The sequence below is a fragment of the Sphingobium jiangsuense genome, assembly GCF_014196495.1.
Taxonomy (GTDB): Bacteria; Pseudomonadota; Alphaproteobacteria; order Sphingomonadales; family Sphingomonadaceae; genus Sphingobium; species Sphingobium jiangsuense.
In genome coordinates, this window is sequence record NZ_JACIDT010000002.1 from 333556 (window position 1) to 345720 (window position 12165).

General features: G+C 66.9%; 13 protein-coding genes. 8 read left to right on the forward strand and 5 right to left on the reverse strand.

Translation table 11 applies throughout. The features are described from left to right. Positions 1-105: 105 nt before the first annotated feature. On the forward strand, positions 106-300 hold the full coding sequence (locus GGR43_RS04095; protein WP_188070664.1) for a hypothetical protein: 195 nt from the start codon (positions 106-108) through the stop codon (positions 298-300). 162 nt (positions 301-462) lie between these two features. Here GGR43_RS04095 and GGR43_RS04100 read toward each other — a convergent pair whose 3' ends face one another. Genes GGR43_RS04100 through GGR43_RS04120 form a run of 5 tightly spaced genes read right to left on the reverse strand, consistent with a single transcriptional unit; the run spans position 463 to position 4858 of the window. Then, entirely contained in the window at positions 463-1080 is a 618-nt protein-coding gene (locus GGR43_RS04100; RefSeq protein ID WP_188070665.1) for a LutC/YkgG family protein, read from the reverse strand. Then, the gene (locus tag GGR43_RS04105; protein WP_188070666.1) at positions 1077-2471 is read right to left on the reverse strand and encodes a lactate utilization protein B; all 1395 of its coding nucleotides are present in this window, start codon (positions 2469-2471) and stop codon (positions 1077-1079) included. Before GGR43_RS04105 ends, GGR43_RS04100 begins: the two co-directional genes overlap by 4 nt. Continuing rightward, positions 2468-3238 (reverse strand): (Fe-S)-binding protein, encoded by a 771-nt coding sequence (locus tag GGR43_RS04110; protein WP_188070667.1) that lies wholly within the window; start codon positions 3236-3238, stop codon positions 2468-2470. The genes GGR43_RS04105 and GGR43_RS04110 overlap by 4 nt, the downstream gene beginning before the upstream one ends. 4 nt (positions 3239-3242) lie before the next feature. After that, the gene (gene lra1, locus GGR43_RS04115; RefSeq protein WP_188070668.1) at positions 3243-4007 is read right to left on the reverse strand and encodes an L-rhamnose 1-dehydrogenase Lra1; all 765 of its coding nucleotides are present in this window, start codon (positions 4005-4007) and stop codon (positions 3243-3245) included. A 23-nt stretch (positions 4008-4030) separates the two neighbouring features. Continuing rightward, positions 4031-4858: an IclR family transcriptional regulator gene (locus GGR43_RS04120; RefSeq protein WP_188070669.1), complete on the reverse strand. Its 828-nt coding sequence runs from the start codon at positions 4856-4858 to the stop codon at positions 4031-4033. A gap of 178 nt (positions 4859-5036) precedes the next feature. Here GGR43_RS04120 and rhmD point away from each other — a divergent pair, with 178 nt between their 5' ends. The 7 genes from rhmD (at position 5037) to GGR43_RS04155 (ending at position 12150) form a co-directional block, all read left to right on the forward strand. After that, on the forward strand, positions 5037-6230 hold the full coding sequence (gene rhmD / locus GGR43_RS04125) for an L-rhamnonate dehydratase (protein WP_188070670.1): 1194 nt from the start codon (positions 5037-5039) through the stop codon (positions 6228-6230). 23 nt (positions 6231-6253) lie between these two features. Then, complete coding sequence (locus tag GGR43_RS04130) at positions 6254-7111, forward strand: 2,4-didehydro-3-deoxy-L-rhamnonate hydrolase (RefSeq protein WP_188070671.1); 858 nt, start codon at positions 6254-6256, stop codon at positions 7109-7111. Beyond that, positions 7108-7857, forward strand: a complete 750-nt coding sequence (locus tag GGR43_RS04135) for an SDR family NAD(P)-dependent oxidoreductase (RefSeq protein WP_188070672.1) — start codon at positions 7108-7110, stop codon at positions 7855-7857. Before GGR43_RS04130 ends, GGR43_RS04135 begins: the two co-directional genes overlap by 4 nt. 63 nt (positions 7858-7920) lie before the next feature. Continuing rightward, positions 7921-8823: an amidohydrolase family protein gene (locus GGR43_RS04140; RefSeq protein WP_188070673.1), complete on the forward strand. Its 903-nt coding sequence runs from the start codon at positions 7921-7923 to the stop codon at positions 8821-8823. Further along, the gene (rhaT, locus tag GGR43_RS04145) at positions 8820-9887 is read left to right on the forward strand and encodes an L-rhamnose/proton symporter RhaT (RefSeq protein WP_188070674.1); all 1068 of its coding nucleotides are present in this window, start codon (positions 8820-8822) and stop codon (positions 9885-9887) included. Before GGR43_RS04140 ends, rhaT begins: the two co-directional genes overlap by 4 nt. Positions 9888-9935: 48 nt before the next feature. Then, positions 9936-10832 (forward strand): LysR family transcriptional regulator, encoded by an 897-nt coding sequence (locus GGR43_RS04150; RefSeq protein WP_188070675.1) that lies wholly within the window; start codon positions 9936-9938, stop codon positions 10830-10832. 82 nt (positions 10833-10914) lie between these two features. Further along, positions 10915-12150, forward strand: a complete 1236-nt coding sequence (locus GGR43_RS04155) for an amidohydrolase family protein (protein ID WP_188070676.1) — start codon at positions 10915-10917, stop codon at positions 12148-12150. The last annotated feature ends 15 nt before the right edge of the window (positions 12151-12165 follow it).

Genomic DNA, 12165 nt, shown 5'->3' on the forward strand with positions numbered 1-12165 from the left:
CGCGGATCGTCTCCATCGCCTGCATTTCTCTTCTTTATCTTGCGCGGGATGGTGATAGGATCATCCCCATAACACTTCGCAAAAGCGGGGGAGAGGAGAAGAGATATGCTGTCCTCCGGGTGGCTGTTCGAATGGCTGAGCCGGTATTTCGCGCCCGCCGGCTATTATGATCCGCTGTTCTACCAGTGCGCCGACCTGATGCCGCCGGATCGCGTCGAGGGAGATGCGAAGGCGATGCCGCCTTTCCCGGTGCAGTCGGATGCGCAGAGGACAGGGACGCCATCGGGGATGGCCCACTAGGCGCCAGTGATGGTCAGGCGACCTTCACCTCTGCCGTTCACTCCAGCGCAGGCCGGGTCACGGGCAATGTCGCGCATCGCCTCCTGAGATGCCAGCCTGCGCTGGCATGACGCGACAGGAATGGATGGATTGGCCGAGAACGCAAACCCTAAAGACCACCGCTCAGCACCCCCGCAGCAGGATCACATGCAGGAAGCGCGGGCCGTGGGCGCCGCGCACATAGGTGCCCTCGATATCGGTGGTGCCCGACACGCCGGTGATCCAGTAATGCGCGCGCGGCTGTGGCCCGGCGAGCGGCGCGTCCTCCAGATAAGGGTGGATCGCCTCGACCGGCAGCAGCACGATATGATGCAGCGCGAGGAAATTGGGCAGCATCGGGGCCTGCGGACCCGTCTCGAATATCAGCGATCCGGTTTCGGCGATGCCGCGCCGGGCGACGGCGAGGACGGCGGCTCCGTCGGACGCGGGCCGCTCGTGCAGCGTGAAGCCGCTCCAGTCGCAGGCCGCGAGGCGCGGGTCGGGCGGCAGGCAGAGCGCGGGAGGCTCGTCCTGTGCGGCGAGATAGCGGGCGACGGCATCGGGCAGGGCGGACAGGTCCTCGATCGCGTCATGGGTGGCGCTGACGCTCGGCAATGCGAGCCGGGCGAGGAACTCCGCCTCCAGCGCGGCGGCATCGACGGCGGGGCGCTCCGGCGCGACCAGCAGCGCGTCCGCCTCCGCGCGCAGCGAGGGGGAGGACGCGCCCTTCAGCCGGGCAAGAATCGCGTCCCGCGCGCTCATCGGCGCTTCTCCTTGCGATATTGGGCCATGAAGGTGCGGCCTTCCGGGCGGGGCATGTCGCGATGGCGCGTCCAGCCGCCGCCCAGCGGCAGGCGGGCGATCCAGCCCCGATTACCGAGCAGGCGCAGCGACCCCGCCGCCAGCGCCGCCACTACGCGATAGAGGCGCGGCCGCCGCGCGATAGAGGCCCACAGCCCCACGCCCCAGCGGGCCGACACGGGCTCCAGCCCCTCGCGCCAGCTTCTCTCCCGCCAGCCGCGCAGCAGCGTGGGCAGCGGGATGCGCACCGGGCAGACCTCCTGGCATTTGCCGTTGAGCGTGCAGGCATGGGGCAGGTCGCGGCTGCGTTCCAGCCCGTCGAGCGCCGGTGTCAGTACCGCACCCATCGGCCCCGGATAGGTGCCGCCATAGGCATGGCCGCCGATCTGGCGAAAGACGACGCAATGGTTCATGCACGCGCCGCAGCGGATGCAGCGCAGCATCTCCGCCAGCCCTTCCTCGCGCATCGCGGTGCGGCCATTGTCCACCAGCACGATATGCATCTCCTCCGGCCCGTCGCGGTCGCCGGGGCGCTTCGGGCCGGTGTAGAAGGTCGTATATTGGGTCAGCGCCGCCCCGGTGGCGGAGCGCGCCAGCAGGCGCAGCAGCGGGATCGCATGGCCCATGGAGGGCACGATCTTCTCTATTCCCGCCGTCACGACATGCACGCGCGGCGGCACCAGCGAGAGCTCGGCATTGCCTTCATTGGTGACGGTGCAGACGGCGCCGGTGTCGGCGATCAGGAAATTCGCGCCGGATATGCCGACATCCGCGCCCAGCATGCGGGATCGCAGCTCGCGCCGGGCGCTTTCGGCCATGGCGGCGATGCTCTCTTCCTCATGCGGCGCGCGATGCTTCGCCCGGAACAGCGCGGAGACCTGCTCGCGCGTCTTGTGCATCGCGGGCCAGATGATGTGCGAGGGGCGCTCGTCGGCCAGCTGGATGATATGCTCGGCAAGGTCGGTTTCGATCCGGCCGATCCCGGCCTCGGCCAGCGCATGGGGCAGGCCGATCTCCTCGCCCAGCATCGATTTGGAACGGGCGACGGTCCTTGCACCGGCCGCCTTGCAGATGCCGATGACGATCCTGCACGCCTCGTCCGCCGTGCGCGCCCAATGCACCTGCGCCCCGGCGGCGATCGCATTGGCTTCGAACCGTTCGAGATAATGGCCCAGATGGGTGATCACATGATCCTTGATCGCCGCCGCCCGGTCGCGCGCGCGCTCGAAATCGGGGAAAGCCTCGACGGCGAGCGCGCGCTTCGCCTCCGCCGTGCCCGCGGTGCGCTCGACCGCCAGCTTGAGCACGGGGTCGGCCAGCGCGGCGTCGGCGCGGGTCTTGAAGCCGGTCATGCATCCTCCCCGATGGCGGGGCCGTCGCCCATGCCCGCGATCAGCTCTATCGCGTGGAAGGCGCGCACCTTCGATCCGTCGCGGTGGAGCTTGCCCGCCATGTTCATCAGGCAACCGAGGTCGCCCGCCAGCAGCAGCCCGGCTCCGGTCGCCTCGATGGCGGCGGCTTTCTCCGCCACGATGGCGTTGGAGATGGCGGGATATTTGACGCAGAAGGTGCCGCCGAAGCCGCAGCATGTCTCCTCGCCCGCAAGCGGGGTGAGGGTGAGGCCCTCGACGGCCTTGAGCAGGCGGCGCGGCTGCGCCTTCACCCCCAGTTCGCGCAGGCCGGAGCAGCTGTCATGATAGGTCGCGTGGCCCTCGCACCGTGCCGCTTCGGGCCGCCAGCCGCAGACCTCGTCGAGAAAGGCCATGATCTCCCATGTCCGCTCCGCGACGGCTTGCGCGCGGGGCAACCAATGCGCGTCATCCGCCAATATCTCCGGATAATGGCAGCGGATCGTCCCCGCGCAGGAGCCGGAAGGGATGACGATATGGTCATAGCCCTCCAGCGCTTCGATGGTCCGCCGGGCGAGGGCGGCGGCATGGTCGCGATCGCCGCTGTTGAGCGCCGGCTGGCCGCAGCAGGTCTGTCCTTCCGGCACGATCACCTCGCACCCGGCTGCCTCCAGCGCGCGGATCGCGGCGAAGCCGATGCGCGGGCGCATCAGGTCGACGAGGCAGGTCACGAACAGCGCGACGCGGCGGGAAGGGGTGCTTTCGTTCATGGCGCTATTGCAGGTTCACATACATGCCGCCATCGACCAGCAGCGCCGCGCCGGTGACATAGGCGGCCATGTCGGAAGCGAGGAAGACGATCGGCCCGGCCAGATCCTCCGGCTGGCCGAGGCGCCCCAGCGGCGTGCGCGCCTCCATATAGCGACGCTTTTCAACGTCGGCGAGATCGTCCCTGTTGATCTCGGTCAGGATGGTGCCGGGCAGCACGCTGTTGCAGCGAATGCCATATTTCCCTAGCGCTATCGCCGTCGACTGCATCAGCGAATGCACGCCCGCCTTGGTCGGCGTGTAATGGGTCTGAAACTCTCCGCCCACCAGCGCGGAGATGGACGACACCGCGACGATCGCGCCGCCATGGCCCTGCTCCACCATCTGCCGGGCGGCGGCCTGCACCATATAATAGGCCCCGTGCAGGTTGACGCGGAAGGTGCGCTCGACCACCTCTGCCGGCATGTCGAGGAAGCTGTGGAACGGGCAGATGCCTGCATTGCTGACCATCACATCGACCTTGCCGAACGCGTCCACCGCCTTCGCCACGAAATCCCGCGCGGTTTCCGGATCGGCGACGTCCCCCTTCACCGCCAGCGCGCGCCGGCCCAGCGCCTCTATCTCCGCGACACAGCTTTGCGCCGGGCCGTCGCTATGGGCGTAGTTGAGGGCGACATCGGCGCCGTGGCGGGCCGCGCCGATGGCGGCGGCGCGGCCGATGCCGGTCGATGCGCCGGTGATGAGGACGGTCTTGCCTTCAAGCAGCTTCACGCGGGTTCCTTTCGATGGGGAGGCTATCGCCGCGCGGGGCGGCGGGGTGGTCTGGCGCCGGGCGTCCAGCCCAGGTCGGCGCTGATCTTGCGCGCGGTGTCGCGCACATCGTCGCTGAGCGCGTTCATGCGCGCATCGTCCATATATTGCGCCGCGCTCGACAGGCTGATCGCCGCGACGATCGCGCCGGAGGCATCGCGCACCGGCGCGGCGACGCAGCGTATCTGATCCTCGTTTTCCTCAAGGTCGAATGCGCGGCCCTGCGCGGCATAATCCTTCATCCGCGCCAGCCAGACATCATAGTCGACGGGATGGGTGCCCGCCGCCTGATCGATATCGAACAGCCGCCGCCAGTTGCTTTCCGCATCGTCCAGCAGCAGCGCCTTGCCGAGGCCGGTCGAGGTCAGCGGCTGCCGGTCGCCGATGCGGCTCGATATCTCGACGCGGCGGCGGCCCGGTATCTTGTCGAGATAGAGCGCGGAATCATGATCGAGCCGCCCCAGATGCACCACATCCTCGCTCGCGGCGGCCAGCGCCTCCAGATACGGGCGGGCGATCTGCACCACGTCCGCCTGGCTCTGCGCGAGGAAGCCGAGTTGCAGCAGCTTGGGCCCCAGCTGATAGCCCTCGCGCGGCAGGAAGACGAGGAAACCCCGCTCCACCAATGCATTGGCGAGGCGGTGGGTGGTCGACCGGGTGAGGCCCATGCGCCCGGTCAGTTCGGCCAGCTTGACCGGCCCGTCCACGACCTGATCGAGCATGTCCAGCCCGCGCTGCAATGTCTGGCTGCCCTGCACCTTGGACTTTTCCTCGCGGTCGGTCGATTCCGGGTTTGACGAATTATGTCTCATCTACTAATACTCTATCCCACAAAATGAGAAAAACAAGGGTGAAGAGGGCCAGCCGTGATTCTTTGCGATGCTGCCGATCCTTTGTCCGTCCGACATTATGCGCGAATAGACCATATTGTGAAAGTTTTTGCTTCCTGGTCCCACATATTGGGCGGAGGCGAGAAGAGGGAGTTTCTGCGTGCCGATCGTCACTCTGCCGAAAATCAAGCATGTCCGCGCCTTCACGCTTCGCGGCGGCGGCGCCGACTATCATGATCAGGGCGAGGGCCACTGGATCGACGATCACATCGCGACGCCAATGGCGCGCTATCCCGAATATCGCCGGTCGCGCCAGAGCTTCGGCATCAACGTGCTCGGCACGCTGGTGGTGGAGATTGAGGCGGAGGACGGCACCATCGGCTTTGCGGTGACGACCGGCGGCGAACCGGCCGCGTTCATCGTCGAAAAGCATCTGGCCCGCTTCCTCGAAGGGCGCAGCCCCACCGATTATGAGAAAATCTGGGACCAGATGTATTTCTCGACGCAATATTATGGCCGCAAGGGCCTCGTCGTGAACGCCATTTCCGGCGTCGACCTCGCGCTGTGGGACCTGCTCGGCAAGCTGCGGCAGGAGCCGGTCTATCATCTGCTCGGCGGCGCGGTGCGCGACGAACTGCATTTCTACGCGACCGGCGCGCGGCCCGATGTGGCGAAGGAACTGGGCTTCATCGGCGGCAAGCTGCCGCTGCATCATGGCCCGGCGGAAGGGCCGGAGGGCTTTCGCAGGAATATCGAGGAACTGGCCGAGATGCGGTCACGCGTCGGGCCGGATTTCTGGCTGATGTGGGATTGCTGGATGGCGCTCGACGTCGATTATGCGACCCGCCTCGCCATCGCCGCGCACGACCTCGGCCTCAAATGGATCGAGGAGGCGATCAGCCCCGACGATTATTGGGGCTATGCCGCGCTCAAGCGCAACGTGCCCAAGGGCATGCTGGTGACGACCGGCGAGCATGAGGCGACCCGCTGGGGCTTTCGCATGCTGCTGGAAATGGAGTGCTGCGACATCATTCAGCCCGACGTCGGCTGGTGCGGCGGCGTCACGGAACTCCTCAAGATCAGCGCGCTGGCCGACGCGCACGGCAAGATGGTCGTGCCGCATGGCTCGTCAGTCTACAGCTATCATTTCGTCATCACCCGCCACAACTCGCCCTTCGCCGAATTCCTGATGATGCACCCCGGCCCGACCGAGGTGGTGCCGATGTTCCACCCGCAGCTGATCGGCGAGCCGGTGCCGGAAAAGGGCCGTATCAAGGCGAGCGCGCTCGATGCGCCCGGCTTCGGCGTCGAACTCAACCGCGATATCGCGATGCATCGCCCTTATACCCATTGATCTGAAGAAGAGAGAGCATCCCCATGAAATTATGTCGTTTTGGCCCGCGGGGGCAGGAAAGGCCCGGCCTTGTCGATGCGGACGGCACTATCCGCGACCTGTCGGGCGTCGTCGCCGACCTCAGCATCGAGACGCTGCCCGCCGCCCTTGCCGCGGACGCCGCCGCGCTGCCGGTGGTGGAGGGCGCGCCGCGCCGTGGCGTGCCGCTGAAGGGCATCGGCAAGATCGTCGCCATCGGCCTCAACTATGAGGATCATGCGATCGAATCCAACCTGCCGATCCCGACCGAGCCGGTGATGTTCATGAAGGCGCTGTCCTCGCTGACCGGCCCGGATGACGAGGTGATGCTGCCCAAGGGCTCCACCCATGGCGACTGGGAGGTCGAGCTGGGCGTGATCATCGGCAAGACCTGCCGCAACGTCTCCGAGGAAGAGGCGCTGTCGAAGGTCGCGGGCTATGTGCTGGTCAACGACGTGTCGGAGCGCTTCAACCAGAAGCAGCGCGGCACCCAGTGGAGCAAGGGCAAGGGGCATGACACCTTCTGCCCGGTCGGCCCCTGGCTGGTGACGCCCGATGAGGTGGGCGACCCGCAGGATCTCGACATGCATCTCGACCTCAACGGCGAGCGGATGCAGACCGGCAACACCCGGACGATGATCTTCACCGTCGCGCAGCTCATTTCCTATGTCAGCGATTATGTGACGCTTTACCCCGGCGACCTGTTGATCACCGGCACGCCGCCGGGCGTGGGCGAGGGCAAGAAACCCGACCCGATCTTCCTGAAAGCCGGCGACGTGATGCAGCTGGGCATCGAAAAGCTCGGCACCCAGCGGCAGCAGGTGGTGGAATGGCGGCACCTCGGCGATGAGGTGCTGGGATGAGCCTGTTCGCGGGTCGCTATGCCGGGCGCTGCGCGGTCATCACCGGCGGCGCGTCCGGGCTGGGCAAGGAGGTCGCGCGGCGCGTCGTCGCGGAGGGCGGCACGGTGGCGCTGTGGGATCTCAACGCCGAAGCGCTGGCCGAGGCGGTGCGGGAAACCGGCGCGGCGCACAGCGTCGCGCTCGACGTGTCCGACCCGGCAGCGGTTGAGGCCGCCGCGCAGGAAACGCATGCAAGGCTTGGAAAGATAGATATTCTTGTCTGCTCGGCGGGCATCACCGGCGCGACCGTGCCGGTGCAGGATTTCCCGATCGACAGCTGGCAGCGGGTGATCGACATCAACCTCAACGGCCTGTTTTACTGCAATCGCGCGATCGTGCCGCTGTTGCTGGCCAACGGCTATGGCCGTATCGTCAACGTGGCGTCGGTCGCAGGCAAGGAGGGCAACCCCAATGCGTCCGCCTATTCGGCGAGCAAGGCCGGGGTGATCGGCTTCACCAAGAGCCTCGGCAAGGAACTGGCGGGCAGGGGCGTGATCGCCAACGCGCTGACCCCCGCGACGTTCGAAAGCCCGATCCTCAACCAGCTGCCGCAGAGCCAGGTCGATTATATGCGGTCGAAAATCCCGATGGGGCGGCTGGGGCTGGTCGAGGAATCGGCGGCGATGATCTGCTTCATGGCGTCGGAGGAATGCAGTTTCACCACCGCGTCCACCTTCGACACATCGGGCGGGCGCACCACCTTCTGATCGTCACGGGCTTGCGGGACCGGCCCTCAGAGCCGGCCCGCGCCCCATCTTGCGGAGAGGACCATGATCCCCTTTGTCGATGCCCATATCCATCTGTGGGATCTTGCACGCCTGCGCTATGACTGGCTGACGCCGCCCTTTTCCGACGCCGGGCCGAACGGCAATGTCGAGGCCATCGCCCGCGATTATGGCGTGGCGGACTATCGCGCGGACCTTGCGCGCTGGAATGTCGTGGGCGCGGTGCATGTCGATGCGGGCGCGGCGGCGGCGAGCGCGCTGGAGGAAACGGTGTGGCTCGACGGCCTTGCCGAGGCGGAGGGGCTGCCCACCGGCTTCGTCGCCTTCGCCGCGCTCAACGATCCCGATGTCGATACGCTGCTGGGCAGGCAGGCAGCGCACAGCCGGGTGAAGGGCATCCGCCATATCGTCAACTGGCATCGCGACCCAAACCGCACCTATGGGCCGGTCGACCTGACCGTCGATCCGCAATGGCGCAAGGGCTATGGGCTGCTCGCGAAGCACGGCCTCTCCTTCGACCTGCAATGCTATCCCGCGCAGATGCCGGGGTTGGCCGGGCTGATCGCCGCCCACCCCGATATTCCGGTCATCGTCAACCATATGGGCATGCCGGTGCCGGGCGATGCCGACGGGCTGGGCGACTGGCGCCGGGGCATGAAGGCGCTGGCGGCGATCCCGCATGTCGCGGTCAAGCTGTCGGGCATGGGCTTCATACGCCGCGACTGGACGCGCGAGACGATCGAGCCGCTGGTGCGCGAGACGATCGACCTGTTCGGCGTCGACCGCTGCCTGTTCGCCAGCGACGCGCCGACCGACAAGCTGTTCGGCCCGATCGACCGCTATATGGAAGCCTATCACGCGATCACCGCCGATTTCCCCGAAGCCGACCGCCGCGCGCTGTTCGCCGGCAACGCCAACCGCCTCTATCGTCTGGGACTTGCGCTATGACCCCCAATCCCCTGCTCGGCGTCTTCTATCACTGGCTCGGCGGCCTCGCCTCGGCCAGCTTCTACGTTCCCTATCGCGGCGTGAAGCGCTGGAACTGGGAGATTTTCTGGCTGACCGGCGGCATCTTCTCCTGGCTGCTGGCGCCGTGGTTCTTCGCCTGGGTGCAGACGGAGGACCTGCCCGGCGTGATGGCGCGGGTGCCGGTCGGCACCGTTGGCCTGTGCATGCTGTTCGGCTTCCTCTGGGGCTTTGGCGGGCTGACCTACGGCCTTACCATGCGCTATCTCGGCCTCTCGCTCGGCATGGCGGTGGTGCTGGGGCTCAGCACCCTGTTCGGCACGCTGATCCCGCCCATCGTGCAGGGGCATTTCGCCAGCGACATCCTCGCCGCCACATCCGGGCGGATCGTGCTGCTGGGCCTTGCGATCACGCTGGCGGGCATCGTTACCGTCGCGGTCGCGGGCGCGCGCAAGGACGCGATGCTCTCGCCCGAACAGAAGGCGCAGAGCGTGGCGGAATTCGATTTCCGCAAGGGGCTGGTGGTCGCGATCTTCTCCGGCATCATGTCCTCCTGCTTCGCCTATGGCCTTGCCGCGGGTGAGCCGATCAAGGCGCTGAGCGCGGCGGCGGGCACCGGGCCGCTGTGGACGGGCCTGCCCACGCTCTGCCTCGTGATGTTCGGCGGGCTCGTCACCAACGGCGTGTGGTGCCTGTGGCTGATCCGGCGCAACAAATCCGCCGCGCAATGGCTGGGCCGGGCGGACCCGCAGACCGGCGAACGTCCGCCGATGCTGGTCAACTATCTGCTCTGCGCGCTGGCGGGGATCAGCTGGTATTTCCAGTTCTTCTTCTACACCATGGGCGAAAGCCAGATGGGCCGCTTCGGCTTTTCGAGCTGGACGCTGCACATGGCCTCGATCATCATCTTCGGCACGCTATGGGGCTTCGCCTTCCGCGAATGGAAGGATGCCGGACGGTCGGTGCGCGCGACGGTGTGGAGCGGCATCGCCCTGCTGGTGCTGGCGACGGTGGTGATAGGCTATGGCAACAGCCTGGCCAACTGAACGCCGTCGGATGTTTCCTCCCGCGCCAAATCGCTTTAGGCAGGGGGCATGATCGACCCCAGAGCGCTGAAGACCTTCCTCGCCGTGTGCCGCGCCAACTCCATCAGCGGCGGCGCGCGACTGCTCAACATCTCGCAGCCGTCGGTGTCCAACGCCATCGCGCAGCTGGAGCAGTCGCTGGGCGTGCATCTGTTCGAACGGTCGCGCACCGGCATCGCGCTGACGGCGGAAGGGCAGGTGCTGTTCCGCCGCGCCGAGGCGATGGACGGCCTGCTGCGCGATACGGAGGAGGAACTGCGCCTCGCCCGCAACGGGCTGGCCGGGCCGCTGCGCGTCGGCGGCACGCCGGGCGCGCTGGTCAGCCTGTTGCCCCGCACCATCCGCCTGCTGGAGGAGAAGGTCGGGCGGTTCGCGCTGCATGTGGTGGAAAAGCCCGACCATGAACTGGCCGCGCTGCTGCTGCGCGGGGAGATAGAGCTTGCCTTCGTCACCACCGGGCTGGAGGAGCCGCCGGAGGAGCTGGAAGAGCATATGTTCTCCCGCGATGCGTTCGCGCTGATCGTCGGGCGCGCCAACGACCATCTGCCCGCCGAAGTGTCGCTGCGCGACGTGATGGCGATGCAATGGGTGCTGCCCGAGGCCATCGGTGCCTTCCGGCGGCAGATCGACGCGCTGTTCATGGCGGCGGGCGTGGCCGTGCCGCAGGATTGCATCCGTTGCGATTCCCTGCTGACGACAAAGGCGATCGTGCGCGGCAGCAACCGCATGACGATCCTGCCGATGCAGGTCGCGGCGGCCGAGCTTTCCATCGGCGTGTTGCGCGCCGTCTCCATCCGCGAGGCGGTTTTCCAGCGCAGCGTCGGCGTGCGCAAGGTGAAGGGCGCGCGACTTTCGCGCCTCGGCCAGCAGCTTTTCGACATTCTTGTCCATAGCTCCAAGCTATGACGTTGCCAAAAATCATTATTTTTCTTTCATCGCTAACGGAGGCATACCATCCCCACAACAGCATGACCGGGGAGAGACTGAAGTGCGCGTCCTTATCCGCAACGTGACGATATTCGACGGCACCGGGGCGCCCTCCGTTCCCGGCGCGGTGCTGGTCGAAGGCGACCGGATCGCCGCGGTGCTGCATGACGAAACCGCCATCGCGCAGGTCGCGGCCGACCGGGTGATCGACGGCGAGGGCGGCACACTGATGCCCGGCATGGTCGATTCCCATACCCATCTGACCTGGGGCTCTTCGGTCGAGAAAATCTATCATCAGTTCATCCTGCCGCCTGAGGAACTGAAGGTCGCGGCGTGGCGCAATGCCCGCGTGCTGCTGGACCATGGCTTTACCAGCGCCTATTCGGCGGGCGCGCTCGGCGACCGGATCGAGCCGGAACTGGCGCGTGTGATCGAGGCGGGGGAAACGCCGGGTCCGCGCCTCGTCCCCTCCACGCTGGAGCGCAGCCCCGAAGGGGCCGAGGGCGTCGAGACCGGCGACGTGTTCAACGGCCGGGGGCCGGAGGCGATCCGCGCCTTCATGGCCTATTGCAAGGACGAGGGCGTCCGCTCGGTGAAGCTGGTCGTGTCCGGCGAGGATGCGCTGAAGCCCGGTTCCGCGCAGGACATTCTCTACACCGACGAGGAAATGATCGCGGCGGGCGAGGCCGCGCGGGAGCAGGGGCTGTGGATCGCCACCCATGCCTATAGCCCCCGCGCCATCGCCCTCGCGCTGGAGGCGGGCGCGCGCATCCTCTATCATTGCTCCTTCGCCGACGAAGCCGCGATCGAGGCGATGGCGGCGAAGAAGGACGAGATTTTCTACGCGCCCGGCCCCGGCGTGTCGGTCGGCGCGCTGGAGGCCAATCCGCCGCCGCACATCGACATGAGCGCGATGAAGGCGAGCGCCGCCGAACGGCTGGAGCTGGAGGCGAAGCTGGTGCCGGAGCTGAAGCGGCGCGGCGTGCGCGTGCTGATCGGCGGCGATTATGGCTTCCCGTTCAACCCCAATGGCCGCAACGCCCGCGATCTGGAGCATTTCGTCGCCCATTACGGCTACACCCCCGCCGAGGCGCTGCATGCGGCGACCGGGCTGGGCGGCGAGCTGATGGGCATCGATGTCGGGCAGGTGCGCGAGGGCTGGCTCGCCGACCTGCTACTGATCGACGGCGACCCGGTGCAGGATATCGCAATCCTTCAGGACAAGGACCGCATCCGAATGATCATGAAGGGCGGCGATCTTTACAAGGCGCCTGCATATCAAGGCGTAATCGCCTGAAAATCATAGAATAAA

Bases quoted from the DNA above. Each gene is read 5' to 3' on its own strand.
- GGR43_RS04095 (WP_188070664.1), top strand. From the start codon at position 106: ATGCTGTCCTCCGGGTGGCTGTTCGAATGGCTGAGCCGGTATTTCGCG.
- GGR43_RS04100 (WP_188070665.1), bottom strand. From the start codon at position 1,080: ATGAGCGCGCGGGACGCGATTCTTGCCCGGCTGAAGGGCGCGTCCTCC.
- GGR43_RS04105 (WP_188070666.1), bottom strand. From the start codon at position 2,471: ATGACCGGCTTCAAGACCCGCGCCGACGCCGCGCTGGCCGACCCCGTG.
- GGR43_RS04110 (WP_188070667.1), bottom strand. From the start codon at position 3,238: ATGAACGAAAGCACCCCTTCCCGCCGCGTCGCGCTGTTCGTGACCTGC.
- GGR43_RS04120 (WP_188070669.1), bottom strand. From the start codon at position 4,858: ATGAGACATAATTCGTCAAACCCGGAATCGACCGACCGCGAGGAAAAG.
- GGR43_RS04130 (WP_188070671.1), top strand. From the start codon at position 6,254: ATGAAATTATGTCGTTTTGGCCCGCGGGGGCAGGAAAGGCCCGGCCTT.
- GGR43_RS04135 (WP_188070672.1), top strand. From the start codon at position 7,108: ATGAGCCTGTTCGCGGGTCGCTATGCCGGGCGCTGCGCGGTCATCACC.
- GGR43_RS04140 (WP_188070673.1), top strand. From the start codon at position 7,921: ATGATCCCCTTTGTCGATGCCCATATCCATCTGTGGGATCTTGCACGC.
- rhaT (WP_188070674.1), top strand. From the start codon at position 8,820: ATGACCCCCAATCCCCTGCTCGGCGTCTTCTATCACTGGCTCGGCGGC.
- GGR43_RS04150 (WP_188070675.1), top strand. From the start codon at position 9,936: ATGATCGACCCCAGAGCGCTGAAGACCTTCCTCGCCGTGTGCCGCGCC.